This is a genomic window from Alteromonas sp. AO-Serp (assembly GCF_017849675.1).
Lineage (GTDB): Bacteria > Pseudomonadota > Gammaproteobacteria > Enterobacterales > Alteromonadaceae > Alteromonas > Alteromonas macleodii.
In genome coordinates, this window is record NZ_JAFLMX010000042.1 from 1 (window position 1) to 25,590 (window position 25,590).

Below are 25,590 nucleotides of genomic sequence, written 5' to 3' on the forward strand. Positions count from 1 at the left end.
TTGAATTTTTGGGGTAACGACCTTTACTACTTAATTTACCCGCTTCCTGTTCCATCAAAATAGATAGCGCGTCATCAACGGTCTCTACAGTGTAAATATGGAACAGCCCTTTTTTCACAGCATCGATAACAGTGGCGTCTAATACCAAATTAATCGCATTTGATTTAGGAATAATCACGCCTTTCGTGCCGGTGAGGCCACGGTGTTGACACAAGTCGAAAAAGCCTTCTATCTTTTCGTTCACACCGCCAACCGCTTGCACTTCACCATACTGGTTTATGGAACCCGTGATAGCCAAGGTTTGTAAGCAAGGGATTTCAGTCAACGCAGAGATAAGCGCAACCAGTTCACCAAGGGATGCACTATCGCCATCAATATGTCCGTATGACTGCTCTAGCGCTATATTTGCCGATAGGGTTAACGGGAAATGTTGGGCATACTTGTTGCCCAAGTAGCCGTTTAACAACATGACGCCTTTTGAGTGAATAGGCTGTCCAAGCTCTACCTCACGCTCAATATCAACTACACCACTTGCGCCGGCAAATACAGTAGACGTAATGCGTGCAGGCGTACCAAATGCAGTGTCACCAATATCCAATACCGTTAACCCGTTTACTTTGCCTACCGCTTTTCCTTCAGTGGCAATAAGCACGTGCCCTTCTTTAATATCGTTTAATAGTGTTTGGCTGACACGGCCGGTACGACGCTTCTTGGCACTTAATGCTGTTTTTAAATGATCAAGTTCTAGCGTGTCGGCATTAGATTTCTGACAGAAATAATAGGCTTCATTAACTAGCTCGATAACTTCAGCGAAGTGCGCAGATAGCTTTTCTTTATGTTCAGCCATTCTTAACGAGTACTCAACTAGCCTGCACATCGCGTTAGCGGTAATGCCTTTAAGTCCTAACTGAATAAGATGCGCACGTACTTTGCCCACGAAATCAAAAAGCGCCTGTCTGGTGACGGGAATTTCCAAATCAAAATCCACCAACACTCTAAACAGTTCATCAAACTCGTCATCGTAATCTTGCAGCGTGTAGTATAAATCACGCGAGCCTAACAGAACGATTTTCACATTTAAGTCGATGGGCTGTGGATTGAGCGTAATATTGTTCACCATACCCACATCTTGCTGGGGTAAGTCCATGCGCAAGCGCTGTGACTTGATGGCAAGCTTAAGAGTATCCCACACGAAAGGTTGTTCAATAAGTTGGTCGACATCCAACAACAAATAACCGCCATTTGCACGATGGAGCGCACCGGGCTGAATCATGCGATAGTTGGTAAACACGCTGCCGTGAATGTTGGTGTACTCTATTTTGCCAAACAAATTTTGATAAGTAGGGTTCGGCTCATAAATAACAGGGGCTGCGTCATCGAGTTTATTCGACACCAAAACGTTAGGAAGAAATTGCTCTTCTAAAAATACCTTCTTGTCGAAGTCATCACTCTTCTCTTCTTTCTGCTCTTCACTGTGAATGACTAAGATAGCATTGACTAATGCAGTTTTAAGCTGCTTGAGGTACTTCATTACCCCTAGCTCAGATGCGTATTTGTGTTCAAGCACTTTTAGCAGCGGCTTAATCCCCTGCTCTGCGGTCTTTTTGTCAAGCTCACGCAGACGCTCAGAGTTTTCGCGTTTCCACGTAGGTAGGCTTAACAGACCTTCGCTTAACCTATTTTCTAGTTCGTCGATAAGAGTATAAAACCCTTCCCGTTGTGCATCAGATAATGACGCAAACTCTGTGTCACTTATTGGCTTGCCGTTAACGATAGGTGAAAACGTAATAGAGCCACCCTCTTCGTACAGCGCAACATCATTCGCTTGTGCGTAACGCTCTACCGCATCGATAGCCGCATCGTACTTTTGCTCGAACTCTCTGGAAATTGACGCGCGACGGCGCTGATATCCCGGGTTATCAAAAGCAATGGGCAGTGAGTCTAAGACATCGTCAATAAGCGCAGCCATGTCCTTGTGGAATGCTTTTCCACCACCGGGAGGAAATTTTAGCGCAACAGGTTCGCGCTCTTCGTCAAAATTGTTGATATAACAACAATCATCAGGCGCCGGTAGCTGGGCAACTTGGCGTTCAATGTAATCCTTCACTAGAGTGAAGCGCCCCGTAGCGGGCTCACCCATCACGTAAAGATTATAGCCTTTGGTGTTAATACCTAACCCAAACGTAAGTGCTTCACGCGCACGCTCTTGCCCAATGAAGGTCGCATTTAGCGCTTCATCATCTTTTAAGGCACTGTTTATCGCTCGGCGATTTATGGTAGGTGAAAGCGCGTCTACATCTAACGCATATAATTTACTGTCTACAGACATGTCTGTTCTATCTTTGTTTCTTTACTTAAGTGAAACCCTAATTAACATTAGTGTCAAACGCTTATCCTGAATAAGGCAGCTTTGCATCGCTAATTGCACAACAAACAACCACCTTCATGATTTTAGAGAGGAATTGGCAAGCACTACGAGCTTTTTGTGGTCTTCATTAGAACTGATACCTTGCGACACAAGGTGTAGCGTCTAATTAAAGCCGAAAAGGAGTTAAGTACGAAAGAACTTACTTCAATTTAACCGCTGCATTTATTTCTGCCACATAATTTGGATCAGAGCATTAAAATCACAGCGTTAAGAAAAGCGCGCCAAGGTCAGAGCCGTAAGGACAATGTGGTCAAGACAAAGCTCTGAAGAATCCTGTAACAGTAAGGCTTTAAAGTAGGTAGCAACGCAAGCTGCTTTCAATTACCTTAGAAAACACAAAAACCGAAATTCGTTTGGCGACGAGACCAGGTTTCGCGCGCAATAACCAATGAACAAAAACAGGGTAATAACAATGACAAAAAAATTGAAAACTCGCTCACCCCTTCTGCTCACCTCCTCTTTCCTTGCTATCTTTCTGGGTACGGCATTTTCTTCAATGAGTATCGCTAACGTAAACTATGCAGATAACTCAGGGTTTTCTATTACCAATGAGAGTGAAAGCTATGCGCCAGTTGAAGTCGTGTACTCTCATTTTATTCAACATGTGGATATGTGGTGGCCGAAAGACCACACATGGTGGAAAGGTGCTTTGCGCATAGATGAGCAGGCTGGTGGCTGTTTCTGTGAAACGACAGACACGGCGAGTGCAGCGCATATGCAGGTAAGCTATGTTGAACCGAACAAAAAAGTGGTGATGACAGGTGGCTTAGGCCCGCTTCAAGAGATGGGTATGTCAGGTGCACTGACATGGGAATTCAGCACAATAGCATCGAGCACTTCATCGGATGCAAACACACAAGACGGTCGCATACCGAAAACTAAAGTCACTCTTACCTACCACGCCTCAGGCAATATTCACTTTAATGGCCAAAAAGCATCTAACGAAGACGCCGCCAATTTAGTTCGAGTAGTAGACAAAGTGCAGGCGCAACAACTAAATGCGCTAACCGCGTTTAGTGACAATAATTAGATGTGACACCGAGGCCTGTTTATCGACAAGATAAGATGGCGCCAAGAGAAAGTAAGATGAGCAAATGGGGCGAGTTCTGGTGTTCAATCGGCGTAAACTGTGTCATTAATGCTCACTTTTCAAGCAAGCAACAATAAATATTGCCAAGTTCGGTGTTAAGCTATTGAGGCATGGCTTAGCGCTGGGTTATTCTACTGGGCTATATGTATGTTAAGTGGGTGAATCCCACGCGCGGTTAGTTGGCGTTGCTACAAACTCGCCTTATGCCGCCCCATAAACGTTTTAACTTTTAATGCGGAAGCCTAAGTTTCATGGCCGATAATCAGTACAATCCGAAAGACATTGAACAACGCGTTCAGCAATACTGGGAAGAAAACCAATCGTTTAAAGCAAATGACGACGTAGAAAAAGAAAAGTTCTACTGCCTGTCTATGTTCCCATACCCTAGTGGCCGACTTCACATGGGTCACGTGCGCAACTACACCATTGGTGACGTGATCAGCCGTTTCCAGCGCATGCAGGGTAAAAATGTATTGCAGCCTATGGGCTGGGATGCTTTTGGTCTTCCGGCTGAAAACGCAGCAATTAACAACAACACTGCACCTGCGAAATGGACATACTCAAATATTGATTACATGAAAAACCAACTTCGCTCGTTGGGTTTCGGTTACGACTGGGATCGCGAAGTAACCACATGTAAATCAGATTACTATCGCTGGGAACAGTGGTTCTTCACACGCCTTTACGAAAAAGGTCTTGTTTACAAGAAAAACTCTACTGTGAACTGGGACCCTGTAGACCAAACTGTTTTGGCTAACGAGCAGGTAATCGACGGTCGCGGATGGCGCTCTGGTGCGCTGGTTGAGCAAAAAGAGATCCCTCAGTGGTTTATTAAAATTACTGACTACGCCGAAGAACTTTTACAAGACTTAGAACAGCTTGAAGAATGGCCAGACCAAGTACGCGCAATGCAGGCGAACTGGATTGGCCGCTCTGAAGGTGTTGAAATTACCTTCGATTTAGCGTCAGCGGTTAACGACATTGCCGATTTGACGGTATATACCACGCGCCCAGATACCTTCTACGGCGTTACTTACGTTGCAGTGGCTGCGCAGCACCCTCTTGCCGAATTCGCAGCAAAATCGAACCCAGATTTAGCGGCCTTTATCGACGAATGTAAAAACACCAAAGTTGCTGAAGCTGAATTAGCAACCATGGAGAAGAAAGGTTTCGCCACGGGTTTTGAGGTTGTTCACCCACTAACCGGTGAAAAGCTTCCAATTTGGGTCGCTAACTTCGTGTTGATGGACTATGGTTCAGGCGCGGTAATGGCTGTTCCTGGCCACGACCAGCGCGATTGGGAGTTTGCGACTAAATACAACCTACCTATTCAACAAGTCATTGCGCCAAACGCAGGTGATGAAGATAAGTGCGACCTTACCGCCTCTGCATTTACTGAAAAAGGTAGCTTGATCAATTCATATAAGTTCGACGGTCTTGAGTTCGATGCCGCATTTAATGGTATTGCTGATGAACTTGAAAGCAAAGGCTGTGGAAAGCGCAAAGTAAATTACCGTCTTCGTGACTGGGGCGTAAGCCGTCAGCGCTACTGGGGCGCACCTATTCCAATGCTAAATTTGGAAAACGGTGAATCTGTTCCGGTTCCTGCTGACCAACTACCGGTTGTTTTGCCTGAAGACGTAGAAATGAATGGCGTTACCTCGCCAATTAAAGCTGACCCTGAGTGGGCAAAAACCACATACAATGGCGAAGCCGCGTTACGTGAAACGGATACTTTCGACACCTTTATGGAGTCATCGTGGTACTACGCGCGCTATGCCTGTGCTACTAACAACGACGCCATGCTTGATCCAACATCAGCTAACTACTGGTTACCAGTAGATCAGTACATTGGTGGTATCGAGCACGCTATCTTGCACTTACTTTACTCGCGTTTCTTCCACAAGTTGTTACGCGATGAAGGCTTGGTAAACTCTGATGAGCCGTTCAAGCGTTTGCTGTGTCAAGGCATGGTATTAGCTGACTCGTACTATCGTGAAGACGCGTCTGGTAAGAAAACCTGGTTCTCGCCTACCGAAGTAAGCACTGAAAAGGACGATAAAGGCCGTATTGTTAAAGCATGGCTAACCGCTGACGGTGAAGAAGTTATTCACGGCGGTATGACGAAAATGTCTAAGTCGAAGAATAACGGTATCGACCCTCAGGAAGTTATTGATCAGTACGGTGCCGATACGGTGCGTTTATTTACCATGTTTGCTGCGCCACCGGAGCAAACCCTTGAGTGGGTAGACTCTGGTGTTGAAGGTGCAAACCGTTTCTTACGTCGTATCTGGAAATTAGTGACCGAACACGTTGAAAAAGGCACGCCAGAAGCGATTGATGTTAAGGCACTGTCGAAAGACCAACAGGCACTTCGCCGTGAAGTACACAAGACCATTGAAAAGGTGTCTGATGACCTAGGCCGTCGTCAAACCTTTAACACTGCGGTTGCAGCGGTGATGGAATTGTTAAACCACCTTCAAAAAGCACCACAAGAAAACGCGCAGGACATCGCAATTATGCGCGAAGCCTGTGAATCTATCTTGTTGCTTCTAAACCCTATTACGCCGCACATCGCTCACGAGCTATGGAAAGTGTTGGGTCACGGTGAAGATATCGATTTAGCGCCATGGCCACAGGCTGATAAAGCCGCATTGGTTGAAGACGAAAAGCTAATCATCGTTCAGGTTAACGGTAAGGTGCGCGCTAAGATGACAATTGCTGCTGATGCAAGCAAAGAGAGCATTGAAGCATCTGCGAAAGAACAGCCTAACGTTCAGCAATTCATCGAAGGTAAAACCATTCGTAAAGTGATTGTTGTGCCTGGCAAGCTTGTAAACATTGTAGCTAACTAGGTCAGATACTGATGAAAAAGCACTTACAATTCGCAGTCGCTGTGTTGGGAACCGTATTGGTTACTGGCTGTGGCTTTCATTTGCGAAGTAGCCCTAGCTTACCTGACGACATAAACACCGTTGCTATTGAAAGTGCCCGAGCACACGCGCCCTTGGCGCGTGCGCTTGACAAACGCTTAAACGTTTACGGTTTATCCAGTGTTAGCGTAGATAAAACATCGCGCTCTAACCAAAACGTAAACATCTATTTGCTTCCAGAGAAATTAGAACGTCAGCTGCTGTCGGTTTATCCTTCGGGTCAAGTTGCTGAATATGAACTGATATATGTTGTGCGTTACCGCGTGCAGTTTCCTGGTAAGGAAGCGGTAATGGTGCAATTTGAAGTAGTACGTGACTATCAAGACGACCCTGACCAAGTGTTGGCAAAGTCTCGCGAACTTGAATTGATGCTAAGTGAAATGCGCGATGAAGCCGCTGATATCATGATCAGACGCCTTTCCAGTCAGGCAGCCGCTGCACCAAATGCATCAACTTCCGTTAGTCTGTAAACATCAGAATTTTTCATGCAGATTTATCCAAACCAATTTAGCCAAGATATCACCAAGGCACTTCGCCCGTGCTATCTGGTGTTTGGAGATGAACCCCAGCAGAAGTTTGATGTCATTGAGCAAATACGCGCTAAAGCAAAAGCCAATGGCTTTGAAGAGCGTACAGTACTAGTTGCTGAAACAGGCTTTAACTGGAATCAGTTGATTGAAGCCACACAAAGCATGTCGCTTTTCTCAAGCCAACAGTTCATTGAATTAGAGCTACCTACGGGAAAACCGGGCACTGAAGGCAGTAAAATGCTGCAAGAAGTCGCGGCGTCATTAAACCCCGATATTTTGTTGCTGGTTCACGGCCCCAAAATTGGCAAAGACGTGCAGCGCGGCAAATGGTTTAAAGTGCTTGATGATTTGGGCGCGTCGGTATTGTGTTACCCGTTGGAAGGCAAGCAGCTCAATGCATGGCTAAACCAGCAGTTAAATGCCCACCAACTCTCCGTATCAGCGTCGGGTGCTAAGATGATAGCTGATTTCTGCGAAGGCAACATGCTTGCTGCTAAGCAAGAAATTGATAAGCTCGCCCTACTCTATCCACACCAGTCTATTTCAGACGAACAAATTGAAAAGGCGATGGTCGATCAGTCGCGTTTCAACGTGTTTCAACTGGTTGACGTTATGCTTAGCGGCGACAGTACCCGCTGCATAAAAATGCTATACCGATTAGAGAGCGAGGGTCTGGAGCCTAACATCATTATTTGGGCGCTGATTCGAGAGTGGGAGCAGTTATGGAAACTAAAACTAGCGCAGCAAAGCGGTGCCCCCATTCAGTGGCAAAAATTCGGTATTTGGCGTAATAGACAAGGTTTTTATCAAAGTGCCTTGAATCGTCTGAGCGTCGCGCAGCTAGAAGACATCCAAAAAGCGTTGACTCAGTCAGATCATGCATTCAAACAAAATGTCATTGCCCGCCCTTACGTCGAAATGTGTCACCTGTGCATGATGTTCATGGGTATGGACCTTCGCGAAATTCCTTTGTTACAGGCATAATGGGCAAGTCTAAGTGAGTCTTTCCGGCGCTTCTCGAGCATATCCAACGGTGAAAGCCATTCTTGGTGGTACGTTTAATCCGCCGCATAAAGGCCATATTGGTGCGGCACTTAAAGCGGCAGATGAAATTGGCGTAAACCAAGTTCATCTCATGCCTTGTAAATTAGCTCCGCATAAGTCAGTAGGTGTGTCAGAAAGCCACCGGGTAAAAATGATTGAACTTTGCGCCCAAAACAATGACAGACTTATTCCAGAGTTAATTGAACTGGCGCTTCCGTCACCCTCTTATACAGTTAAAACACTGCGTGCACTTAAAGAGAAAAGCGATGACACAATCTGTTTTTTCATTGGCGCAGATTCACTGTATAATCTGGACAAATGGTACGAGTGGGAACACCTGCTCGATTATTGTCACTTAGTGGTTATGCGCAGAGACGATGAGAAATTTTCGCCTCCTCCCGCAATACAAGCTTGGTTAGATTGTCATGTGGCTAACGATAAAAGTGTTATTCACGCAAAGCCTGCAGGCCATGTAGTGTTAACCAACACACCGCTTTTTAGTGTTTCATCTACTGAAATTCGTGACGTACTAGCAAGTGCTGCCACGTCCGAGAAATCGGGTACGCCAAACAGTTCAAATGCTGACCTATCTAACTTATGGTTAGAAGAAAGCGTTTTAGATTACATAAACGAACATCAGTTATATAAAAGTTAAGTAAGTGAGGAAAACTCTTGGAGAGTCAACAGCTCAAACAGTTTGTTAAAGACAAAATTGACGATATGAAAGGCCGTGATGTTATTGAACTAGACGTTCGCGGCAAATCAAGTATTACAGATACCATGATCATTTGTTCAGGTAACTCAAAGCGCCACGTTTCATCTATTGCAGAAAATGTCATGGTAGAAGCGAAGAAAGCGGGCCACGCACCTGGAAGCGTGGAAGGTAAGGAAACCGGCGAATGGGTTCTGGTTGATTTTGGTGATGTTATTTTGCACGTTATGCAAGATGAAACCCGTGATTTCTACCAGCTAGAGAAACTGTGGTCGTAGTGGCGTAAACGCCTGCTATAAACATGCAGTAACACGGTCAATAAAGGCCATACTCAAATGCGTATGGCCTTTATTGTATAAGTGAAATACTAATTCCTGCGGTAAGGGTAAAAGAAGTGCGTATACAAATCGTCGCGGTCGGAACAAAAATGCCAAGCTGGGTAAGTACAGGCGTGGATGAGTTTATTCGTCGTTTCCCTAGCGACATGCCAGTGTCCTTTACTGAAATACCCGCCGGAAAGCGAGGCAAAAACGCGGATATTAAGCGCATTTTGGGAAAAGAAGGCGAGCAAATGCTAGCCGCTATTCCCAAAGGAAATCGCATTGTTACGTTAGAAGTAACAGGTAAACCCTGGGACACTCCCACGCTTGCTAAACAACTCGACAATTGGAAAATGGACGGGCGCGACGTAAGCCTGCTTATTGGTGGTCCAGAAGGGCTAGCACCAGAATGTATTGCTGCGTCGGAACAAAAGTGGTCCTTATCAGCCTTAACTCTACCTCATCCACTTGTTAGGATCATTCTTACAGAAAGCTTATACCGCGCGTGGTCGGTGACGCAAAATCACCCTTATCACCGTGAGTAATTGGTCGCTTTATTAATGCAAAGGAAGTCAATGCAACGAAAACGTCAAGCAATACGGGACCACTCCGCTGAAGCGAACTTGTTCGCGCGCCGAGCGACCATTGCTTTTATTATTGTTGTGGCCATGTTGGGCATTGTACTTAACAACCTCTATTCTTTGCAGGTCACCCAGTTTGAAGATTATCAAACCCGGTCTAACGGTAACCGAATTAAAGTGCTGCCCGTAGCGCCTAACCGCGGTCTCATTTATGACCGTAACGGCGTGCTTTTAGCCGAGAACCGTCCGGTTTTCAGTTTGGAAATTATTCCAGAGCAAGTGGATGATATTGAACAAACCCTTGCAGATCTGACCGAATTAATGAGCATCACCAGCGATGAAATTGAACGCTTTCAATCTACGCTAAAAGGAACGCGGAGATTTAAACCCGTTGCGCTTCGCACTCAGCTAAGCGAAGAAGAAGTAGCGCTGTTCTCTGCCAGCAAACACAAATTTCCAGGTGTTCAAATTGAAGCGCGTTTAGCTCGTCATTACCCTTATAAAGAAACGCTTACCCATGCACTGGGTTATGTTGCACGCATTAACAAGCGAGACTTACAAAAACTCGTTGAAGCAGGCCAAGAAGATAATTACGCCGCAACCCACGATATCGGTAAGCTAGGTATAGAGAAATACCACGAAGAGCTGCTTCATGGAAAAGTGGGTTATCAGCAGGTCGAAGTAAACAATCAAGGCCGAATTATTCGTGTACTCAGTGTTGAGCCACCAACACCGGGCAAAGACATCGTACTTAACCTGGATTTAGAGCTTCAGTTAGAAGCCCAGCGAATAATAGAAGGCATGCGCGGCGCTGTAGTGGTTACCGACGTTAAAACAGGTGGCGTACTGGCACTTTATTCTAACCCTAGTTACGACCCCAATTTATTCGTGCACGGTATCAGCAGCAAGAATTACTCTGCGCTACTGAATTCGCCAGACCGCCCGCTAATTAACAGGGCGACACAAGGACAATACCCTCCCGCTTCTACCATTAAACCGCACCTTGGTTTTGTTGGACTAGAAGAAGGCATTATCACCAAAGACTACACCATTAACGATACAGGTCGCTATCAATTGCCAAATGTGTCGCACGTGTGGCGCGATTGGCGTCGATGGGGACATGGCAAAGTTAACGTATCAAAAGCAATAGAAGTGTCGTGCGATACTTATTATTACGAGCTAGCGTATAAATTGGGTATCGATAAAATCAGTGAATCTATGTACGAATTCGGATTCGGAGATTTCACGGGTATCGATCTTTACGAAGAGTCAGATGCCAACATGCCTAGCCGAGGCTGGAAACGCGCTCGCTTTAATCAACCTTGGTATATTGGTGACACCATACCCGTTGGTATAGGACAGAGCTATTGGACCACCACGCCGGTACAGTTAAATACATCGGTTAACACGCTGATCAATGCTGGGGAACGCTATATTCCACAAATCATTCGCGGTTATATGAACACCGATAGTTCTGTCGACCTCATCCCACTTAAGTCGCTGCGGCCTATAGAAATTAAGAACCGTAACAATTTAGATGTGGTGTTAAACGCCATGCGCGATGTTGTGAGTGGCGAAGAAGGCGGCGCGCGTCATGCATTTGCAGATACCCCTTACGACTCTGCGGGTAAGACAGGAACAGCACAGTTGTTTACCGTTGGCCAAAATGAAAAATATGACGCTACTAAAATTGATGAGCGTCTTCGAGACAATGCCATGTATGTTGGCTTCGCACCGTTCAATGATCCAGAGATATCGGTAACCGTGGTCCTTGAGAACGTAGGCGGTGGTAGTAAGAACGCAGCACCCGTCGCCCGTCAAATCATGGATTTCTATTTCAGAGACCGTGTTTTTGAAACTGCCGAAGCTGACTCGGCAAACAATGATAATGAATTAGGGACAAACTAGTGAAGAGAACCACCATAAACCCTAATAAAATGAGTTTTCTTCAGCGCATTCATATCGATGGATGGCTGTTAGTCGGGCTACTCGTGCTAAGTTGTGTTGGGCTATTTACTCTGTACTCGGCGTCAGGTCAGGATATGGAGCAAATGGAGCGCCAGTTTATCAGGCTGGGATTTAGCTTTATCGTTATGTTCGGATTAGCCCAAGCCCCTTTGGGCGTGTTTAGGTTTTTCTCAACCTATGCCTATGGTGCAGGCCTGCTCATGCTAATTGCCGTTTTATTATTTGGTGATATGGGCAAAGGCGCACAGCGCTGGCTAGACCTGGGCTTTATCCGTTTTCAGCCCTCTGAACTGATGAAGCTTGCCGTGCCTATGATGGTTGCATGGTATATCAGTAAATTCACTATGCCGCCACGCACCACCCACATTATCGTTGGGTTTGGTTTGGTGGTCGTGCCCACCATTCTCATTGCAAAGCAGCCTGATTTAGGGACCTCATTACTCATCGCCAGTTCAGGTATCTTTGCCATATTCCTGGCAGGTATGAGCTGGCGTCTTATTTCAGTAGTGGGCGGCCTCATTGGCGCGTTTGCGCCTGTGATGTGGTTCTTTTTAATGAAGGATTATCAAAAGCAGCGGGTTCTTACTTTTTTGAACCCGGAAAGCGATCCACTAGGTTCTGGCTACCACATAATCCAATCTAAAATTGCCATTGGTTCCGGTGGTGTAGACGGCAAAGGCTGGTTACAGGGTACGCAGTCACAACTCGAGTTTTTACCCGAACGTCACACCGATTTTATCTTTTCAGTATTCAGCGAAGAGTTTGGTCTTACCGGTGTAATGTGCTTAATGGCAATATACATTTTTATAATTATGCGCGGCCTTATAATTTCTAGCCGGGCACAAGACGCCTATGCAAAATTGCTTGGTGGCAGTATTACCCTTACTTTTTTTGTTTATGTATTTGTAAACATGGGCATGGTGTCCGGATTACTTCCCGTGGTGGGTGTTCCCCTTCCTCTAGTGAGCTTTGGAGGAACATCTATGGTGACTTTAATGGCAGGTTTTGGCATTCTTATGGCCATTGCCACTCAGAAACGTTTAATGTCTAGATAACTTGTATGTTGCAACGCCTTTTTTCGGTACTTGATTTTGTAAAAGCGGGTTTAGTTAATGCGGGTCTTGTTGCCCAAAATCTGGCAAACGGACAGTTCTTTCGCTATGGCTCAGCTGTTTTTATAGTTTTGGCATTAGTGGGATGCCAAAGTGCACCTACACAATCTGGTCGCTATACTCAAAAGCAAGACTCAGCGCCTAAGCACGTTGCCAAGAAACCAGAAACACTTGATGCTGTACCAAAATACGAAGCCTACCGCATGTTTAACAGCAGGCCTTACAAGGTACTAGGCAAGCACTACACGCCAATGGATAGTGGCAAAGGCTATGAAGAGGTCGGCTATGCCAGTTGGTATGGTCAGAAGTTTCACGGTCACTTAACCTCAAATGGCGAAACTTACAATATGTTTGCCATGAGCGCGGCTCACAAAACATTGCCACTGCCCTCTTACGTGCGTGTTACTAACTTGGAAAATAACAAACAAGCGATCGTCCGCGTTAACGACCGCGGCCCTTTTCACGATGATAGAATTATCGATTTGTCGTATGCAGCCGCAGTAAAACTAGGCTACCACAGCAAAGGCACAGCGCGAGTCAAACTTGAAGTTATCCACTTTGACGAACAAAACAATGTGACGGTGGGAAACAGTCCAACCGTTACTTACGATGAATATTTGGGTATTGCGGTAGTACCCGCACCGGCCTTGGCAGCAACTTCACCCACCCCGCCATTAGCCCCCTCTTCGAACACCGCGGATACCAACTCAAGCAGCAGTGAGAATAGTAGCAACGTGGTAAGTGATGCGATTTATATTCAAGTTGCTGCGCTTTCAAACGCCGAGAAGGCAAAATCTATCTCTAACGTGCTATCGGCGTTATATCAAATTCCCGCTCACCTGCCAGTAGCAGATAACATTTATAAACTACAGCTTGGCCCTATCCACGATGAAGCTGTCGTCGCGGAGGTTCTTGAACAATTAAAGCAAAATGGCTATCCCAACGCTTACGCGATTACGCAGACCATGTAGTTAGTTGGGTTGTCGCACGCTCATAAAAACAACGACATTGTGGCAGCATTGTGTCATTCAGCAGGCAATATCACGGTTTCTTCGCCTAATACCTACAATCGCGTAAACTTTTTTGATAAAACCTAGTCTTATAAGCAGCCTTTCGTTAAGATCTCTCGTCACCTCAGCTAATAAGTAGGTGAAACAACAGAATTCGGTTACGAATTGGACAAAAGCTAAAATTGGGTAGCCATGTTTTGCGGTCATCGTTTCGCGGTCATCGCAACAATAGGGTAAGCTTTAACTCACACGGATAAAACGGTCAAAGAAATTAGAACCATGCTCAGAATAATTCAACGCGCTAAACCGTCATTACTTTCATTTGCCTTTTTGGTGATAGGCACTTTACTACACACAGCAAATGCTGCCGTAGTCACTCCGCCTGCTCCTTCAGTTGCCGCAGAAGGTTTTCTTCTAACCGACTTTGAAACGGGTCATGTGATTGCATCTAAAAATGCGGACATGCAGCTTGCTCCTGCGAGCTTAACGAAAATAATGACTATTTATGTTATTGGCAAAGAATTACAGGCCGGTAACATCAGCTTAGACGACGAAGTGACTATCTCGGAAAACGCATGGGCGAAGAAATTCCCTGACTCGTCAAAAATGTTTATTGAAGTAGGTACACAAGTTTCAGTACGTGACTTACTGCGTGGCATTGTTGTGCAGTCAGGTAACGACGCCTGTGTTGCTATGGCAGAACACGTAGCAGGTTCAGAATCTGCTTTTGCCAGCATGATGAATGCACACACGGCATCACTTGGCATGAGTGGTTCTCACTGGGTTAATGCTCACGGTCTTCACGACCCTGACCACTACACTACCCCTCGTGACATGGCGATTCTGTCTCGCGCGCTTATCGCAGAAACGCCAGAAATGTACAAGATTTATAGCGAGAAGGAATTCACCTACAACGGCATTAAGCAATACAACCGCAATAGCCTGTTGTGGGACAAAAGCTTAAACGTTGATGGCATTAAAACTGGCCACACGTCTGATGCGGGCTACAGCCTAATCACTTCTGCAGAGCAAGGCGGTATGCGTCTAATCTCTGTAGTTATGGGGACTGATAGCGAACGTGCACGTAAAGTTGAAAACAAAAAGCTACTTAAGTATGGCTTCCGTTTTTACGAGACACTTACGCCATACCAAGCTGGTCATAGTTTCGTTGCTCACCGCATCTATATGGGTGATAGAGAGACAGTAGACCTTGGAATTAATCAATCTACCCCCATTACTATTCCACGCGGTCAGGCGGCTAATTTAGAAGCTAACTTCGAACTTGATGACAAGCTTGAAGCACCACTTGCAAAAGGTCAGGTTGTTGGAAAACTTTATCTACAACTAGACGGTGAAGATGTGGCTAGTTATCCCCTAGTTACCCTTCAAGAAGTAAAAGAAGGCAGCTTCTTTAATCGCATGAAAGACTACATTATGCTTCAGCTAGGATTTGACGACGAGTAAACACCTTTACTGAATACGTTAAAAAGCTAGTTGTGAAGCGGCCAGATTTGTTACAATCTGGCCGTTTTTTTATATGATATTTTAAGTACCAAGGATATCGCATGGATACCCGTTTCGACGAATTACTAGATTTTCCAACAAACCAAACGTTTAAAGTCATGGGCGTTGCTCATGAAGACCTACCTCAACAGGTAGTGAGCTGCCTTCAGCAACATGCGCCAGGCGATTACTCGCCTAACGTAAAACCAAGTAGTAAAGGTACTTACCACTCGGTGTCTATCAGTGTGCGTGTAACCAGTAAAGAGCACATGGAAACCATTTACACTGAACTTGCCAAATTAGAGCTGGTTAGGGTTGTACTTTAAGTGAATGAGCAGTCGATAGCGTCTGACGCAAACGGCGTTATAGTACGTCAGTTAGGGCGTCAGCCGTATGAGCCTATCTTCGAGGCGATGAAGCGCTTCACCGATGAACGCGACCAAAACACCCAGGATGAAATTTGGCTTGTTGAGCACGATGCTGTCTTTACGCAAGGACAAGCGGGCAAAGCTGAACACATACTTATGCCTGGTGACATTCCTGTTATTCAGGTTGACCGGGGCGGCCAAGTGACCTACCACGGTCCAGGGCAACAAGTTATTTATCTGATGCTAAACATTAAGCGCAGAAAACTGGGTGTTCGTCATTTAGTCACTGCTATGGAAGAAGCGGTGGTCGGACTACTCGAAAAATATGGCGTAACCGCGTACCCAAAGCCCGATGCGCCTGGCGTATACGTCGATGAGAAGAAAGTTTGTTCATTAGGTTTAAGAATACGTAATGGCTGCTCGTTTCATGGCTTAGCTTTAAATGTTAATATGGACCTATCACCGTTTCAGCGTATTAACCCTTGCGGTTATGCCGGTATGGAAATGATCGATACCGCGCGCCTCAATGGTCCAACTACGCTTGAGACCGCTGGTAATGAATTAACGCATTTGTTGCTAGAAGCGCTTTCCATTGCACAGCCAACATACAAAGAAGGTTTTGATGAGTAATGCACGACCTCAAGCGGGGGTAAAACTCCGTGATGATGAAAAAGTAAAACACATTCCCGTCACTATTATTCCTACTGAAAAGGAAGAAATGCTGCGCAAGCCGGAGTGGATTAAAATCAAGCTTCCTCGTACTACCGAGAAAATTGATCACATCAAACAGACACTTCGCAAAAACAATCTTCACTCTGTGTGTGAAGAAGCGAGTTGTCCTAACCTTGCCGAGTGTTTTAACCACGGTACAGCCACCTTTATGATTCTTGGTGATATTTGTACCCGTCGTTGTCCTTTCTGTGACGTAGCCCACGGTAAACCACTGCCTCCGAGCGCAGAAGAGCCTGAGAAGCTGGCTAAAACCATTGCAGAAATGAATTTGCGCTATGTGGTTATTACTTCTGTTGACCGCGATGACCTTCGCGACGGTGGCGCTCAGCATTTCGTAGATTGTATTAACGCCATTCGCGAACACAGTCCAACAACGACAATCGAAGTATTAGTACCCGATTTTCGTGGACGTATGGATCGTGCACTTGAGATTTTCAAAAACGGCGTGCCTGATGTGTTCAACCACAACTTAGAGACGATCCCGCGTTTATACCGTGAATGTCGCCCTGGCGCGAATTACCAATGGTCGTTGGATTTGCTTAAGAAGTTTAAAGCGCAACACCCTGACGTGATGACCAAATCTGGTCTGATGATGGGTATGGGCGAAGAGAACGAAGAAATTCAAGGCGTACTTGATGATCTGCGCGCTCACAATGTGGACATGCTTACGCTGGGTCAATACCTTCAGCCAAGCCGTCACCACTACCCGGTTAAGCGCTACGTACACCCTAAGGAATTCGACGCCCTTGGTGATTACGCAAAAGAAATTGGCTTCACGCATGCAGCATGTGGCCCTATGGTCCGCTCGAGCTACCATGCAGACCAACAAGCAGCGGGTAAAGAAGTTAAGTAGTACCGAACTTCAGCATAGGGCTCAGCCTAACGTTGCTAAAAAGTTGATACAGAATAAAAGCGGTGATCTTCACCGCTTTTTTGTGCCTTCGTATTTCAGGGTGACAAACCCGTGGGTATTGTTAGAATGCCCGTCAAATTACGCTATCCCCTTTTAAAAAGTATTCCCAAATTAAGGGTAAGGTCATTTCATGCGCAAACATATATATATTGCCTATACAGGTGGAACTATTGGTATGAAGCCGTCTAAGCAAGGCTACGTACCCGCTGCAGGCTTCTTGTCAGACACACTGAAAAAGATGCCGGAGTTTCACCGTTCTGAAATGCCCCTTTTTACACTACATGAATACGATAACCTTATCGATTCATCAGACATGGATCCGTCTGACTGGCAGCGTATTGCCGATGATATCGCCGACAACTACGACAAGTATGATGGCTTCATTATTTTGCACGGTACAGACACCATGGCATACACCGCCTCGGCGTTGAGTTTCATGCTTGAGGATTTGTCAAAACCTGTCATTGTTACCGGTTCTCAAATTCCACTGGCAGAGCTTCGCTCAGATGGTCAAGTCAACCTTCTAAACGCGTTATATGTTGCCGCGAACTTCCCCATTGCCGAAGTCGGACTGTTCTTCAACAACAGACTACTTCGTGGCAACCGCAGCCGCAAAGTAGATGCAGATGGATTCAGTGCCTTTGACTCCCCTAACTTTCCTCCACTGTTAGAAGCTGGCATTAACATTCGTCTGAAAGCCGGTGAATTAGCGAAGTCACCAAATAACACCTTAACGGTATCGAACGTCAAAGCCCAACCGATCGGCATGGTTAGTTTGTATCCCGGTATTGCGCCAGAGGTCATTAAAAACACGCTGCAGCAGCCGGTGAATGCACTGATTTTACTGAGCTATGGTGTGGGCAATGCACCTCAGAACCCTGAGCTTATTGCACAGTTAAAATACGCAAAAGCCAGAGAAATTCCTGTTTTGAATTGTACCCAGTGTATGCGCGGTCGCGTAAACATGGGTGGCTATGCCACTGGCCATGGCCTACAAGAAGTAGGAGTTTTATCGGGTAGCGATATGACGCCCGAGGCTGCCCTCGCGAAACTGCACTACTTATTAAGTAAAGGGCTTCCTTTTGAGGAAATAAGCCATCTATTAACGCAAAACCTGCGTGGCGAATTAAGCGACTAGCAGCGTTACAAATAAAGTTTTTAAGAAAAAGGTTTCAACAAGTGATAACAACATATTCGGGTATGCTAAAAAAAATGCGTACCTCCGCCGATGAAAGCAATACCGTGCACTACTCGCTTCCAATTGGTGATGAGCTGGTAGATATCAATTCTCTTATCGGCAAGGAAGTAACGGTAACCTACTCTGGTGAAATCAACTGTGTTCACTGCAACCGCAAAACCAAAAAAAGCTTCAACCAAGGATACTGCTACCCGTGTTTGATATCGCTGGCACAATGCGATAGCTGCATTATTAAGCCAGAAAAGTGCCATTACCACGAAGGGACGTGCAGAGAACCTCAGTGGGGTGAAGAACATTGCTTTAGCGAGCATTTTGTTTATTTGGCTAACACAGGTACGGTAAAAGTGGGCATCACTCGTCAAGTCACCGAAGGCGTGTCTACGCGGTGGATGGATCAAGGAGCTACGCAAGCTACCGTAATGCTGCGAGTTCCTGACAGGCTTACCAGTGGTTTGGTTGAAACGTTATGCAAGGATCACATTGCAGATAAAACCAATTGGCGAACAATGTTAAAGGGCAAACCTGACGAGGTTGATCTAGAACAGGTCAAAACCGAATTAATGGGTAAAATTGAAAGTGAGCTAGAAGCGCTGAAGCAAGAAAAAGGGCTTCAAGCAGTATCAGAAGTGACTACGCCTATCCATGATATTCATTACCCTGTTGAAGATTATCCGGTAAAGATAAAATCTTTAAACTTAGATAAGACACCGTCATTTACTGGTGTATTGCAAGGTATCAAAGGGCAATACTGGATGCTAGATGGCGATCGCGTTATTAATATCAGGAAGTTCGCTGGTTATAATGTAGACCTATCTTTCTAGGTTAAATGTTAGGGTCTTATTTTAGCTTACTTATAAAAATAAGACCCTTATTACCCGCCGCTAGCTATCTAATGCGGCAGTTTATTCGAATAGGTATCAACTACTGCCAGAATTCAAAGTAGTCGTTACTATTTCTTTGCGGTTTAGGTGCAGGCTCAAACGCTGGTGTTCCTAAATATAAGAAACCTACCAGCTCGTCTTCTTCACTTAAACCTAATCCGTTTCTTACCGTCTCACAGTGTGCGTAGCCACCGGTGCGCCACATGCCGTTAAATCCTTGTGCTACTGCTGCCATTTGCATCGCCATAACGCCACAGCTTGCCGACGCTATCTGCTCAACACGCGGTACCTTTTCATGTTCCACATGCTTTGCGATGGCTACGATAACCATAGGAGCGCGGTGAGGAAGCTGCACGGCACGTTCAATTTCTTTCTGCGACTTTTCATTTTCAATAGCGGATTGCTCATAGAGTGCACCTAGCTTATCCAGCCCTTTTCCTGTGCACACGATAAAACGCCACGGAGTAAGACAAGCATGGTCTGGGGCACGTAGTGCAGCCTGCATAATATTCTCTAAGGCATCTCCACTAGGTGCTGGCGCTTCCAATCGAGGCTGAGAACTTCTGTTGAGTAACAATGTTAATGCGTCCATTTACGTCCCTACTTTATTTTTTCGCGTTGCTATTATCACGCTTCGATTTTCACAATCGAGACAAGCGTGCCAACAACAATAATTTACCTAACCTGAATGCTAGATCCTACGGTTCATAAACGAAAAAGACCAGAAAATTCCGGTCTTTTGTACAGCAAATGGAGCGTCCCTAATTACTTTTAGAACGCATGGCTTTATTCACATAGTAATCGACACTAAAGAAGCGTCCACCACCATAGATAAACAAAACTAAAAGCATAATAAAATAGGTCGCAGCGAATTCGATGCCGTTGTTAAGTACCACAAAGTTACCGCTGGATGTAAGCCAGTCATAATGGCCATGCTCTTGTAACAATGATTTAGCTGCCGCAAGCTTTTCTGGCGCAGCCATAATGTTTTCATTCAGTAAGATTGTACCGTCGGCTAACCATGAAGACGCATCAGCAATAGCGAGCCATCCATTCTTAGCGTGAACACTCACCATAGCGACTATCATGGTTACCATTAATGGAATACTCACCAAGCGCGTCAATGCTCCCAATAACAATAGAACACCGCCCACGAGTTCTGCGGCTGTAGCTAAGAACGCCATTACCAAAGGCATTGGTAAACCAAGCCCATAATCATCGTTACCAAACCAATCTACAATACTGTCGAAACTGGATGCTTTATTCCAGCCAGCCTGTATCATCACTGGTGCTAAATACAAGCGTAATAAAAGTAAAGGAATGCCATCTGCCACTTGCAGTCGGGCTACGATTTGTTGGTAAATGTGTGTCATTGTTTTGCCTACTTTGTGTGATTAAGAAATAAGAACGGCACTTTATGAAAAAAATTTCATCGCGCGAAAATAAGCCCTCACCGTTTTTACGACTAATGAAAAAGGGCCATGGAAAAACCGGCTATAAAGCAAAGAATGGAAAATTTCTTATGACGATGAGCGAGGATAGTCACAAACGTATTGCCTCCCTCATTCGAAAGTGGCTGGAACAAGACGAAAAAAAGAACGCAGAATAAAAGTCATCGTAAGTCGCCGAAAACAAAGACACTCACAAAAAATTACAATTAAGTTCGCGATCTTACTCGATTTAGGTAACATAATAGAATGCAGTACGTGAGTAAGGTATGCCTGATCTATCTTGCTCTGGTTAGTTAATTCAAAAAAAGGTAGTGATTAAAATGGCAGCCAAAGGAAATTGGACTAAATCCTTGTTTATTGGCTTGTGGACGGTGCTTAACTTCACCCGCAAACTTTTCTTTAATTTGATATTCATTGTTATTTTTGTTGGATTGATAATCGCAATAACTGGTCAGGACGATGAACAGTTTACCGTAAACAAAGACAGTGCTTTGTTTCTTACGCTTAACGGCAAGCTAGTTATAGAAAAAGAAAGCATTGATCCTTTCGAACAGTTCTTACAAGAATCGCTAGGCAGTGAACCTGAAAACCCAGAAGTACTGGTACGCGATGTAGTGAAAGTGCTTGAAAATGCGCAAAAGGATCGCCGTATTAAAGCTTTGGTTCTTGACCTTCAAGGTCTTACCGGCGGTGGTTTAGACAAGTTGCGCACCGTAGCTAATGCTATTGACGCGTTTAAAGAATCTGAAAAGCCCGTTTATGCCATTGGCGATTACTTTTCCCAAGACCAATATTACTTGGCAGCACACGCTGATAGCATCTATCTGAACCCAATGGGCGGGTTAATGTTTGAAGGCTACGGCCGTTATGGCATGTACTTTAAAGACATGCTAGAAAAGTTAAAAGTAACCACGCATATCTTCCGGGTTGGTACTTATAAATCTGCTGTTGAGCCTATCATGCGAAATGATATGTCTGAAGAAGCAAAAGAAGCGGAGAAACAGTGGTTAGATGGTTACTGGGCGCAATACAAAGCGGACGTAGCAGCAGCTCGCGGTATCGATGAAGCAAACTTTGACGAGACCCTTGAAGGTTTATTAGCAAAGTTTGAAGCGGCAGGCGGCGATTTCGCACAGTATGCGCTTGAGAATAATTGGGTAGACGCATTGAAGACCCGCGAAGAAGTAAGATTGGAGCTCACTGAGTTAGTCGGTGAAGATGAAAACAATCACGGCGTTAACCTCACTTCGTTCAATACCTATCTTAAAGTTGTTAACCCGCCTATGCCGGTTATCGAGTCAGACATGGATAAAGTGGCGATTGTAGTTGCCAAGGGCACCATCTTAGACGGTAATCAAAAAGCCGGTACTATAGGTGGAGACAGCACCGCTCGTCTTTTAAGAAAGACACGTCTAGACGACAACGTAAAAGCAGTGGTTCTTCAGATTGATTCTCCTGGTGGCAGCGCATTCGCCTCTGAAATTATTCGTCAGGAAGTGTTGCAGCTACAACAAGCAGGCAAGCCCGTTATTGCTTCTATGAGCACCTATGCAGCTTCAGGCGGTTATTGGATTGCAGCAAGTACCGATAGAATAATTGCAAGCCCTAGCACAATTACAGGCTCGATTGGCGTGTTTGGTATGTTTATGACCTACGAGAATTCTCTGGATTATTTAGGTATTCACAGTGACGGTGTGGGCTCTACAGAGCTTGCAGGCTTCTCTACTGTGCGTCCACTAGCACCAGAATTCGGTCAGATTCTTCAGCGCAACGTTGAAAACACTTACGGAAACTTCTTGTCGTTGGTTTCAAATGCTCGTGGTATGTCGGTAGAAGAAGTGGATAGTGTTGCCCAAGGACGCGTGTGGATTGGCGAAGATGCAATTGAACTTGGCTTGGTAGACCAGCTTGGTACGGTTGACGATGCTGTAGTTGCTGCGGCCGAGCTCGCCGAGCTAGAAAATTATGATACATTCTACGTACAACGTACGCTGAGTGCCCAGGAAATTTTCTGGAAGGAATTCTTTGGCCAGGCAATGACGTTTGTGGGCAAATGGCAATTTGCCCATGCCGACTCTGCACTGGTAAATGAATTTAAGCGCGTACTTAAAGAGTTCAGTTTAGTAAACCAACTAAACGACCCTAAGGGTACCTACGTGCTATGTTTACCTTGTGACGTTAAATAATACGCGCAGCAAATAAGTAGAAACAGTAAAAAGACAGAGGCAGCAACATCGCTTCAAATGACTTAACTCAAGAACAGCGTCGCGTTATTACCGACGCTGTTTTTTATTGCTATGAGCAAGCAGAGCAATACTTCAAGCAAACGTTCAAGCGCCCTACCATCACTTTTAGACGGTCGGGGAAAAATGCGGGCACTGCGTTTTTACAGCAAAACCGCGTGAATTTTCACCCACTTCTGTTTAAAGATAATATCGATGCCTTTTTAAGTGACGTGGTACCACACGAAGTCAGCCATTTGTTGGTATGGGTTCTGTTTGGCAGAGTTCAGCCCCACGGCAAAGAATGGCAGTCGATAATGCGCAGCGTATTTAACTGCACGCCTAATGCTACCCATCAATTTGACGTGAAACGGGTAGCCTGCACTTTTCATTATGTGTGTGACTGTGACACTTATGCGCTAAGTGCACGCAGACACAATAATATTTTAAAAGGGGCACAATACAAATGTAGGAAGTGTCAGGCCTTGCTTAGAACGTCCTAAGCGTTTCGCCAAAAACAGTGGTAAGCGAAGGGCTGACTTAGGATGCGTCGCTATCTTTTAGTTAAACCAGTGCTTCGTGAACGCATTGTCTAGGTCGTTGAAGGCTGTTTTAAGCAGTTGGGCTAGCTCTTTGTACTTGGGCTTTGACTTAGCATTGGTTATAGCCACTCCTTGCGAACGCATTTTAGAGTGGATTTCTTGATACCAGCTTTTCAGCTGGGGCGGTAAGTATTGATCAGAACGATGGCCTAACCAAAGTAAACCTTGCATAGGTAAGCTTAAGAAAAAAGCACCTATTGTGATGGTTTGAGGCAAATAATCAGCACCTAGGTTCTGATAAAGTAACGCGCATGACACCATCGCGACTGGTGGCATAGTTTTAATCGCGAACTTAGTCGCAGCGACAACGCGGCACTCTGGAAAAAAGGCATAGAGTTCTTTTCTCACAGGCCATGTCTTCATGTACTGCTGACCGTTTTTCAACATTGTCATTATTGATTGAGACATGCCTCACCTCTTCATTAAACCACTTCTACCGGCCTCAGTACCGATATTACTAACGTCATTATTCGATAGATCTAACTAAATTGTAATCCGCTTTTTGGCTAATACAAACTGGTTCTACTAAATCAGTACGTATTTGCAGCAAGAAGCTATCACTGTCGATTTTAGCAAATTAGATATCTGACTTGTTAATTAAGTTTCGTTGAAATAGCGGTTTCAGATGGTGGATTGACAATTCACCCCGACACGCCGTTTCAATAATCGCTATCCACTTTTTAAGCGTCATTGCTGTAAGCTTGGCTCAATAATTAAATTAAGAAGCGTTAAAATATCAACAACGCTAAGAATTAAAAGGCATAAGTTCATCTTATCTTTAAGTGACATTTTCGTCGCTTAAAGGCATCATATAGCTTTTGAGCCTAATCTTTATGCTGCATGGCTTTGTTGTGTCTTTCTTTGAAGCGTGTCGACATCCCCTGCAGATTCTGTATTGGCAAATTACTATAATAAAAGTAACTAGGTGTTGAGCTTGATTTACAGATTTTCGCCCCTACCTAGCTTTCTAAGAGAAATTTTATAAGTAACCCTATTGGGTGAATTATTTGGAGAGGAAAATGGCAGAAAGCAGACACGTCCGTCTACTTATCTTGGGTTCAGGCCCTGCAGGTTATTCAGCAGCGGTTTATGCTGCACGTGCAAACCTTAAACCTGTACTGTTAACTGGTATTCAACAAGGCGGACAGCTTACTACCACGACAGAAGTAGAAAACTGGCCGGGCGATCCTGAAGGCCTTACTGGTCCTGATCTAATGGTTCGTATGCAAAAGCATGCTGAAAAGTTCGATACTGAAATTATTTTCGATCACATCAATAAGACCGACTTTTCGAAGCGCCCTTTCACGCTTTACGGAGATAGCGGTACTTATACGTGTGACGCACTAATCATTGCTACAGGTGCTTCAGCTAAATACCTTGGTCTTGAATCAGAGCAAGCGTTTGTGGGTAAAGGTGTATCTGCTTGTGCAACCTGTGACGGTTTCTTCTACCGCAATCAAAAAGTAGCGGTAATTGGTGGTGGTAACACCGCTGTTGAAGAGGCGCTTTACCTTTCAAACATTGCATCAGAAGTACATGTTATTCACAGAAGAGATAGCTTTAGAAGTGAAAAAATTCTTGAGCAACGCCTTCGTGATAAAGCAGAAAACGGTAACGTGGTATTACACTTAAACCGTACACTAGATGAAGTGCTCGGTGACGAAATGGGTGTAACCAAAGTCCGTATTAAAGATACGAACAGTGATGCCACTGAAGAGCTTGATGTTATGGGTCTATTCGTTGCTATCGGTCACAAACCGAATACCGATATCTTTGATGGGCAGCTTGAAATGAAAGATGGCTATATCGTTGTAAACAGCGGTACAAACGGCAATGCGACGCAAACAAGCGTTGAAGGTGTGTTTGCTGCAGGTGACGTGAGCGATCATATTTATCGTCAGGCCATTACATCAGCAGGTACAGGGTGTATGGCGGCGCTAGATGCTGAAAAATACTTAGACGGTACGATGCCTGAACAAGGTTAGTACTGTT

General features: G+C 45.0%; 24 protein-coding genes. 20 read left to right on the top strand and 4 right to left on the bottom strand.

Annotated elements, in window-relative coordinates; all coding sequences use genetic code 11:
* Positions 1 to 2,329: Lon protease family protein (locus tag QVA83_RS03635; RefSeq protein WP_287498139.1), on the bottom strand; the 2,329-nt coding region annotated here is incomplete at its 3' end.
* A gap of 511 nt (positions 2,330 to 2,840) precedes the next feature.
* Between QVA83_RS03635 and QVA83_RS03640 the strand changes: the two genes are divergently transcribed.
* The 16 genes from QVA83_RS03640 (at position 2,841) to QVA83_RS03715 (ending at position 19,263) form a co-directional block, all read left to right on the top strand.
* Positions 2,841 to 3,458: an SRPBCC family protein gene (locus QVA83_RS03640; protein WP_014949358.1), complete on the top strand. Its 618-nt coding sequence runs from the start codon at positions 2,841 to 2,843 to the stop codon at positions 3,456 to 3,458.
* 311 nt (positions 3,459 to 3,769) lie between these two features.
* Entirely contained in the window at positions 3,770 to 6,373 is a 2,604-nt protein-coding gene (leuS, locus tag QVA83_RS03645; RefSeq protein ID WP_287498140.1) for a leucine--tRNA ligase, read from the top strand.
* A gap of 11 nt (positions 6,374 to 6,384) precedes the next feature.
* Entirely contained in the window at positions 6,385 to 6,921 is a 537-nt protein-coding gene (locus QVA83_RS03650) for an LPS-assembly lipoprotein LptE (protein ID WP_014949356.1), read from the top strand.
* Between the two features lie 15 nt (positions 6,922 to 6,936).
* Complete coding sequence (gene holA, locus QVA83_RS03655) at positions 6,937 to 7,965, top strand: DNA polymerase III subunit delta (protein WP_014949355.1); 1,029 nt, start codon at positions 6,937 to 6,939, stop codon at positions 7,963 to 7,965.
* Positions 7,966 to 7,978: 13 nt separating this feature from the next.
* Positions 7,979 to 8,680 (top strand): nicotinate (nicotinamide) nucleotide adenylyltransferase, encoded by a 702-nt coding sequence (nadD, locus tag QVA83_RS03660; RefSeq protein ID WP_231513069.1) that lies wholly within the window; start codon positions 7,979 to 7,981, stop codon positions 8,678 to 8,680.
* Positions 8,681 to 8,697: 17 nt separating this feature from the next.
* Entirely contained in the window at positions 8,698 to 9,015 is a 318-nt protein-coding gene (gene rsfS, locus QVA83_RS03665; RefSeq protein ID WP_014949353.1) for a ribosome silencing factor, read from the top strand.
* Positions 9,016 to 9,131: 116 nt separating this feature from the next.
* The gene (rlmH, locus tag QVA83_RS03670) at positions 9,132 to 9,602 is read left to right on the top strand and encodes a 23S rRNA (pseudouridine(1915)-N(3))-methyltransferase RlmH (protein ID WP_156078310.1); all 471 of its coding nucleotides are present in this window, start codon (positions 9,132 to 9,134) and stop codon (positions 9,600 to 9,602) included.
* Positions 9,603 to 9,632: 30 nt separating this feature from the next.
* Positions 9,633 to 11,546, top strand: a complete 1,914-nt coding sequence (gene mrdA, locus QVA83_RS03675; protein WP_156078309.1) for a penicillin-binding protein 2 — start codon at positions 9,633 to 9,635, stop codon at positions 11,544 to 11,546.
* On the top strand, positions 11,546 to 12,661 hold the full coding sequence (rodA, locus tag QVA83_RS03680; protein WP_039229455.1) for a rod shape-determining protein RodA: 1,116 nt from the start codon (positions 11,546 to 11,548) through the stop codon (positions 12,659 to 12,661). The genes mrdA and rodA overlap by 1 nt, the downstream gene beginning before the upstream one ends.
* 5 nt (positions 12,662 to 12,666) lie before the next feature.
* Positions 12,667 to 13,689, top strand: coding sequence for a septal ring lytic transglycosylase RlpA family protein (locus QVA83_RS03685; protein WP_014976410.1), 1,023 nt, complete (start codon positions 12,667 to 12,669; stop codon positions 13,687 to 13,689).
* Positions 13,690 to 14,007: 318 nt separating this feature from the next.
* Complete coding sequence (locus tag QVA83_RS03690; protein WP_014949348.1) at positions 14,008 to 15,192, top strand: D-alanyl-D-alanine carboxypeptidase family protein; 1,185 nt, start codon at positions 14,008 to 14,010, stop codon at positions 15,190 to 15,192.
* 101 nt (positions 15,193 to 15,293) lie between these two features.
* Complete coding sequence (gene ybeD, locus QVA83_RS03695) at positions 15,294 to 15,557, top strand: DUF493 family protein YbeD (protein ID WP_014949347.1); 264 nt, start codon at positions 15,294 to 15,296, stop codon at positions 15,555 to 15,557.
* Positions 15,558 to 16,229, top strand: a complete 672-nt coding sequence (lipB, locus tag QVA83_RS03700) for a lipoyl(octanoyl) transferase LipB (protein ID WP_069944255.1) — start codon at positions 15,558 to 15,560, stop codon at positions 16,227 to 16,229. It begins immediately after the preceding gene.
* Positions 16,222 to 17,184 (top strand): lipoyl synthase, encoded by a 963-nt coding sequence (gene lipA, locus QVA83_RS03705; RefSeq protein ID WP_014998236.1) that lies wholly within the window; start codon positions 16,222 to 16,224, stop codon positions 17,182 to 17,184. Before lipB ends, lipA begins: the two co-directional genes overlap by 8 nt.
* 190 nt (positions 17,185 to 17,374) lie before the next feature.
* Positions 17,375 to 18,382: an asparaginase gene (ansA, locus tag QVA83_RS03710; RefSeq protein ID WP_069944254.1), complete on the top strand. Its 1,008-nt coding sequence runs from the start codon at positions 17,375 to 17,377 to the stop codon at positions 18,380 to 18,382.
* Between the two features lie 41 nt (positions 18,383 to 18,423).
* Entirely contained in the window at positions 18,424 to 19,263 is an 840-nt protein-coding gene (locus QVA83_RS03715) for a DUF2797 domain-containing protein (protein ID WP_081333994.1), read from the top strand.
* A 100-nt stretch (positions 19,264 to 19,363) separates the two neighbouring features.
* On the opposite strand, the gene QVA83_RS03720 is transcribed toward QVA83_RS03715, so the two are convergent.
* Entirely contained in the window at positions 19,364 to 19,915 is a 552-nt protein-coding gene (locus QVA83_RS03720; protein WP_014949342.1) for an NAD(P)H nitroreductase, read from the bottom strand.
* Between the two features lie 169 nt (positions 19,916 to 20,084).
* The gene (locus tag QVA83_RS03725; protein ID WP_014949341.1) at positions 20,085 to 20,696 is read right to left on the bottom strand and encodes an HvfX family Cu-binding RiPP maturation protein; all 612 of its coding nucleotides are present in this window, start codon (positions 20,694 to 20,696) and stop codon (positions 20,085 to 20,087) included.
* A 44-nt stretch (positions 20,697 to 20,740) separates the two neighbouring features.
* Between QVA83_RS03725 and QVA83_RS03730 the strand changes: the two genes are divergently transcribed.
* The 3 genes from QVA83_RS03730 to QVA83_RS03740 all read left to right on the top strand — a co-directional run bounded on the left by QVA83_RS03730 (position 20,741) and on the right by QVA83_RS03740 (position 23,499).
* A complete protein-coding gene (locus QVA83_RS03730) occupies positions 20,741 to 20,932 on the top strand; it encodes a hypothetical protein (protein WP_014949340.1) in 192 nt (63 codons plus the stop codon).
* 162 nt (positions 20,933 to 21,094) lie between these two features.
* A complete protein-coding gene (gene sppA, locus QVA83_RS03735) occupies positions 21,095 to 22,960 on the top strand; it encodes a signal peptide peptidase SppA (RefSeq protein WP_156078308.1) in 1,866 nt (621 codons plus the stop codon).
* An 86-nt stretch (positions 22,961 to 23,046) separates the two neighbouring features.
* Positions 23,047 to 23,499, top strand: coding sequence for a SprT family zinc-dependent metalloprotease (locus QVA83_RS03740; protein ID WP_156078307.1), 453 nt, complete (start codon positions 23,047 to 23,049; stop codon positions 23,497 to 23,499).
* Positions 23,500 to 23,556: 57 nt separating this feature from the next.
* Here QVA83_RS03740 and yfbV read toward each other — a convergent pair whose 3' ends face one another.
* On the bottom strand, positions 23,557 to 24,006 hold the full coding sequence (yfbV, locus tag QVA83_RS03745) for a terminus macrodomain insulation protein YfbV (RefSeq protein WP_014949337.1): 450 nt from the start codon (positions 24,004 to 24,006) through the stop codon (positions 23,557 to 23,559).
* A 611-nt stretch (positions 24,007 to 24,617) separates the two neighbouring features.
* Here yfbV and trxB point away from each other — a divergent pair.
* Entirely contained in the window at positions 24,618 to 25,583 is a 966-nt protein-coding gene (gene trxB, locus QVA83_RS03750; protein ID WP_069944252.1) for a thioredoxin-disulfide reductase, read from the top strand.
* Positions 25,584 to 25,590 lie beyond the last annotated feature (7 nt).

Excerpts from the sequence above, each read along its gene's own strand:
- ybeD (WP_014949347.1), top strand. The coding sequence starts at position 15,294 with ATGGATACCCGTTTCGACGAATTACTAGATTTTCCAACAAACCAAACG.
- QVA83_RS03685 (WP_014976410.1), top strand. The coding sequence starts at position 12,667 with ATGTTGCAACGCCTTTTTTCGGTACTTGATTTTGTAAAAGCGGGTTTA.
- ansA (WP_069944254.1), top strand. The coding sequence starts at position 17,375 with ATGCGCAAACATATATATATTGCCTATACAGGTGGAACTATTGGTATG.
- QVA83_RS03690 (WP_014949348.1), top strand. The coding sequence starts at position 14,008 with ATGCTCAGAATAATTCAACGCGCTAAACCGTCATTACTTTCATTTGCC.
- mrdA (WP_156078309.1), top strand. The coding sequence starts at position 9,633 with ATGCAACGAAAACGTCAAGCAATACGGGACCACTCCGCTGAAGCGAAC.
- holA (WP_014949355.1), top strand. The coding sequence starts at position 6,937 with ATGCAGATTTATCCAAACCAATTTAGCCAAGATATCACCAAGGCACTT.
- QVA83_RS03720 (WP_014949342.1), bottom strand. The coding sequence starts at position 19,915 with ATGGACGCATTAACATTGTTACTCAACAGAAGTTCTCAGCCTCGATTG.
- trxB (WP_069944252.1), top strand. The coding sequence starts at position 24,618 with ATGGCAGAAAGCAGACACGTCCGTCTACTTATCTTGGGTTCAGGCCCT.
- yfbV (WP_014949337.1), bottom strand. The coding sequence starts at position 24,006 with ATGTCTCAATCAATAATGACAATGTTGAAAAACGGTCAGCAGTACATG.
- QVA83_RS03730 (WP_014949340.1), top strand. The coding sequence starts at position 20,741 with ATGAAAAAAATTTCATCGCGCGAAAATAAGCCCTCACCGTTTTTACGA.
- sppA (WP_156078308.1), top strand. The coding sequence starts at position 21,095 with ATGGCAGCCAAAGGAAATTGGACTAAATCCTTGTTTATTGGCTTGTGG.
- leuS (WP_287498140.1), top strand. The coding sequence starts at position 3,770 with ATGGCCGATAATCAGTACAATCCGAAAGACATTGAACAACGCGTTCAG.
- QVA83_RS03640 (WP_014949358.1), top strand. The coding sequence starts at position 2,841 with ATGACAAAAAAATTGAAAACTCGCTCACCCCTTCTGCTCACCTCCTCT.
- QVA83_RS03650 (WP_014949356.1), top strand. The coding sequence starts at position 6,385 with ATGAAAAAGCACTTACAATTCGCAGTCGCTGTGTTGGGAACCGTATTG.
- QVA83_RS03725 (WP_014949341.1), bottom strand. The coding sequence starts at position 20,696 with ATGACACACATTTACCAACAAATCGTAGCCCGACTGCAAGTGGCAGAT.
- lipA (WP_014998236.1), top strand. The coding sequence starts at position 16,222 with ATGAGTAATGCACGACCTCAAGCGGGGGTAAAACTCCGTGATGATGAA.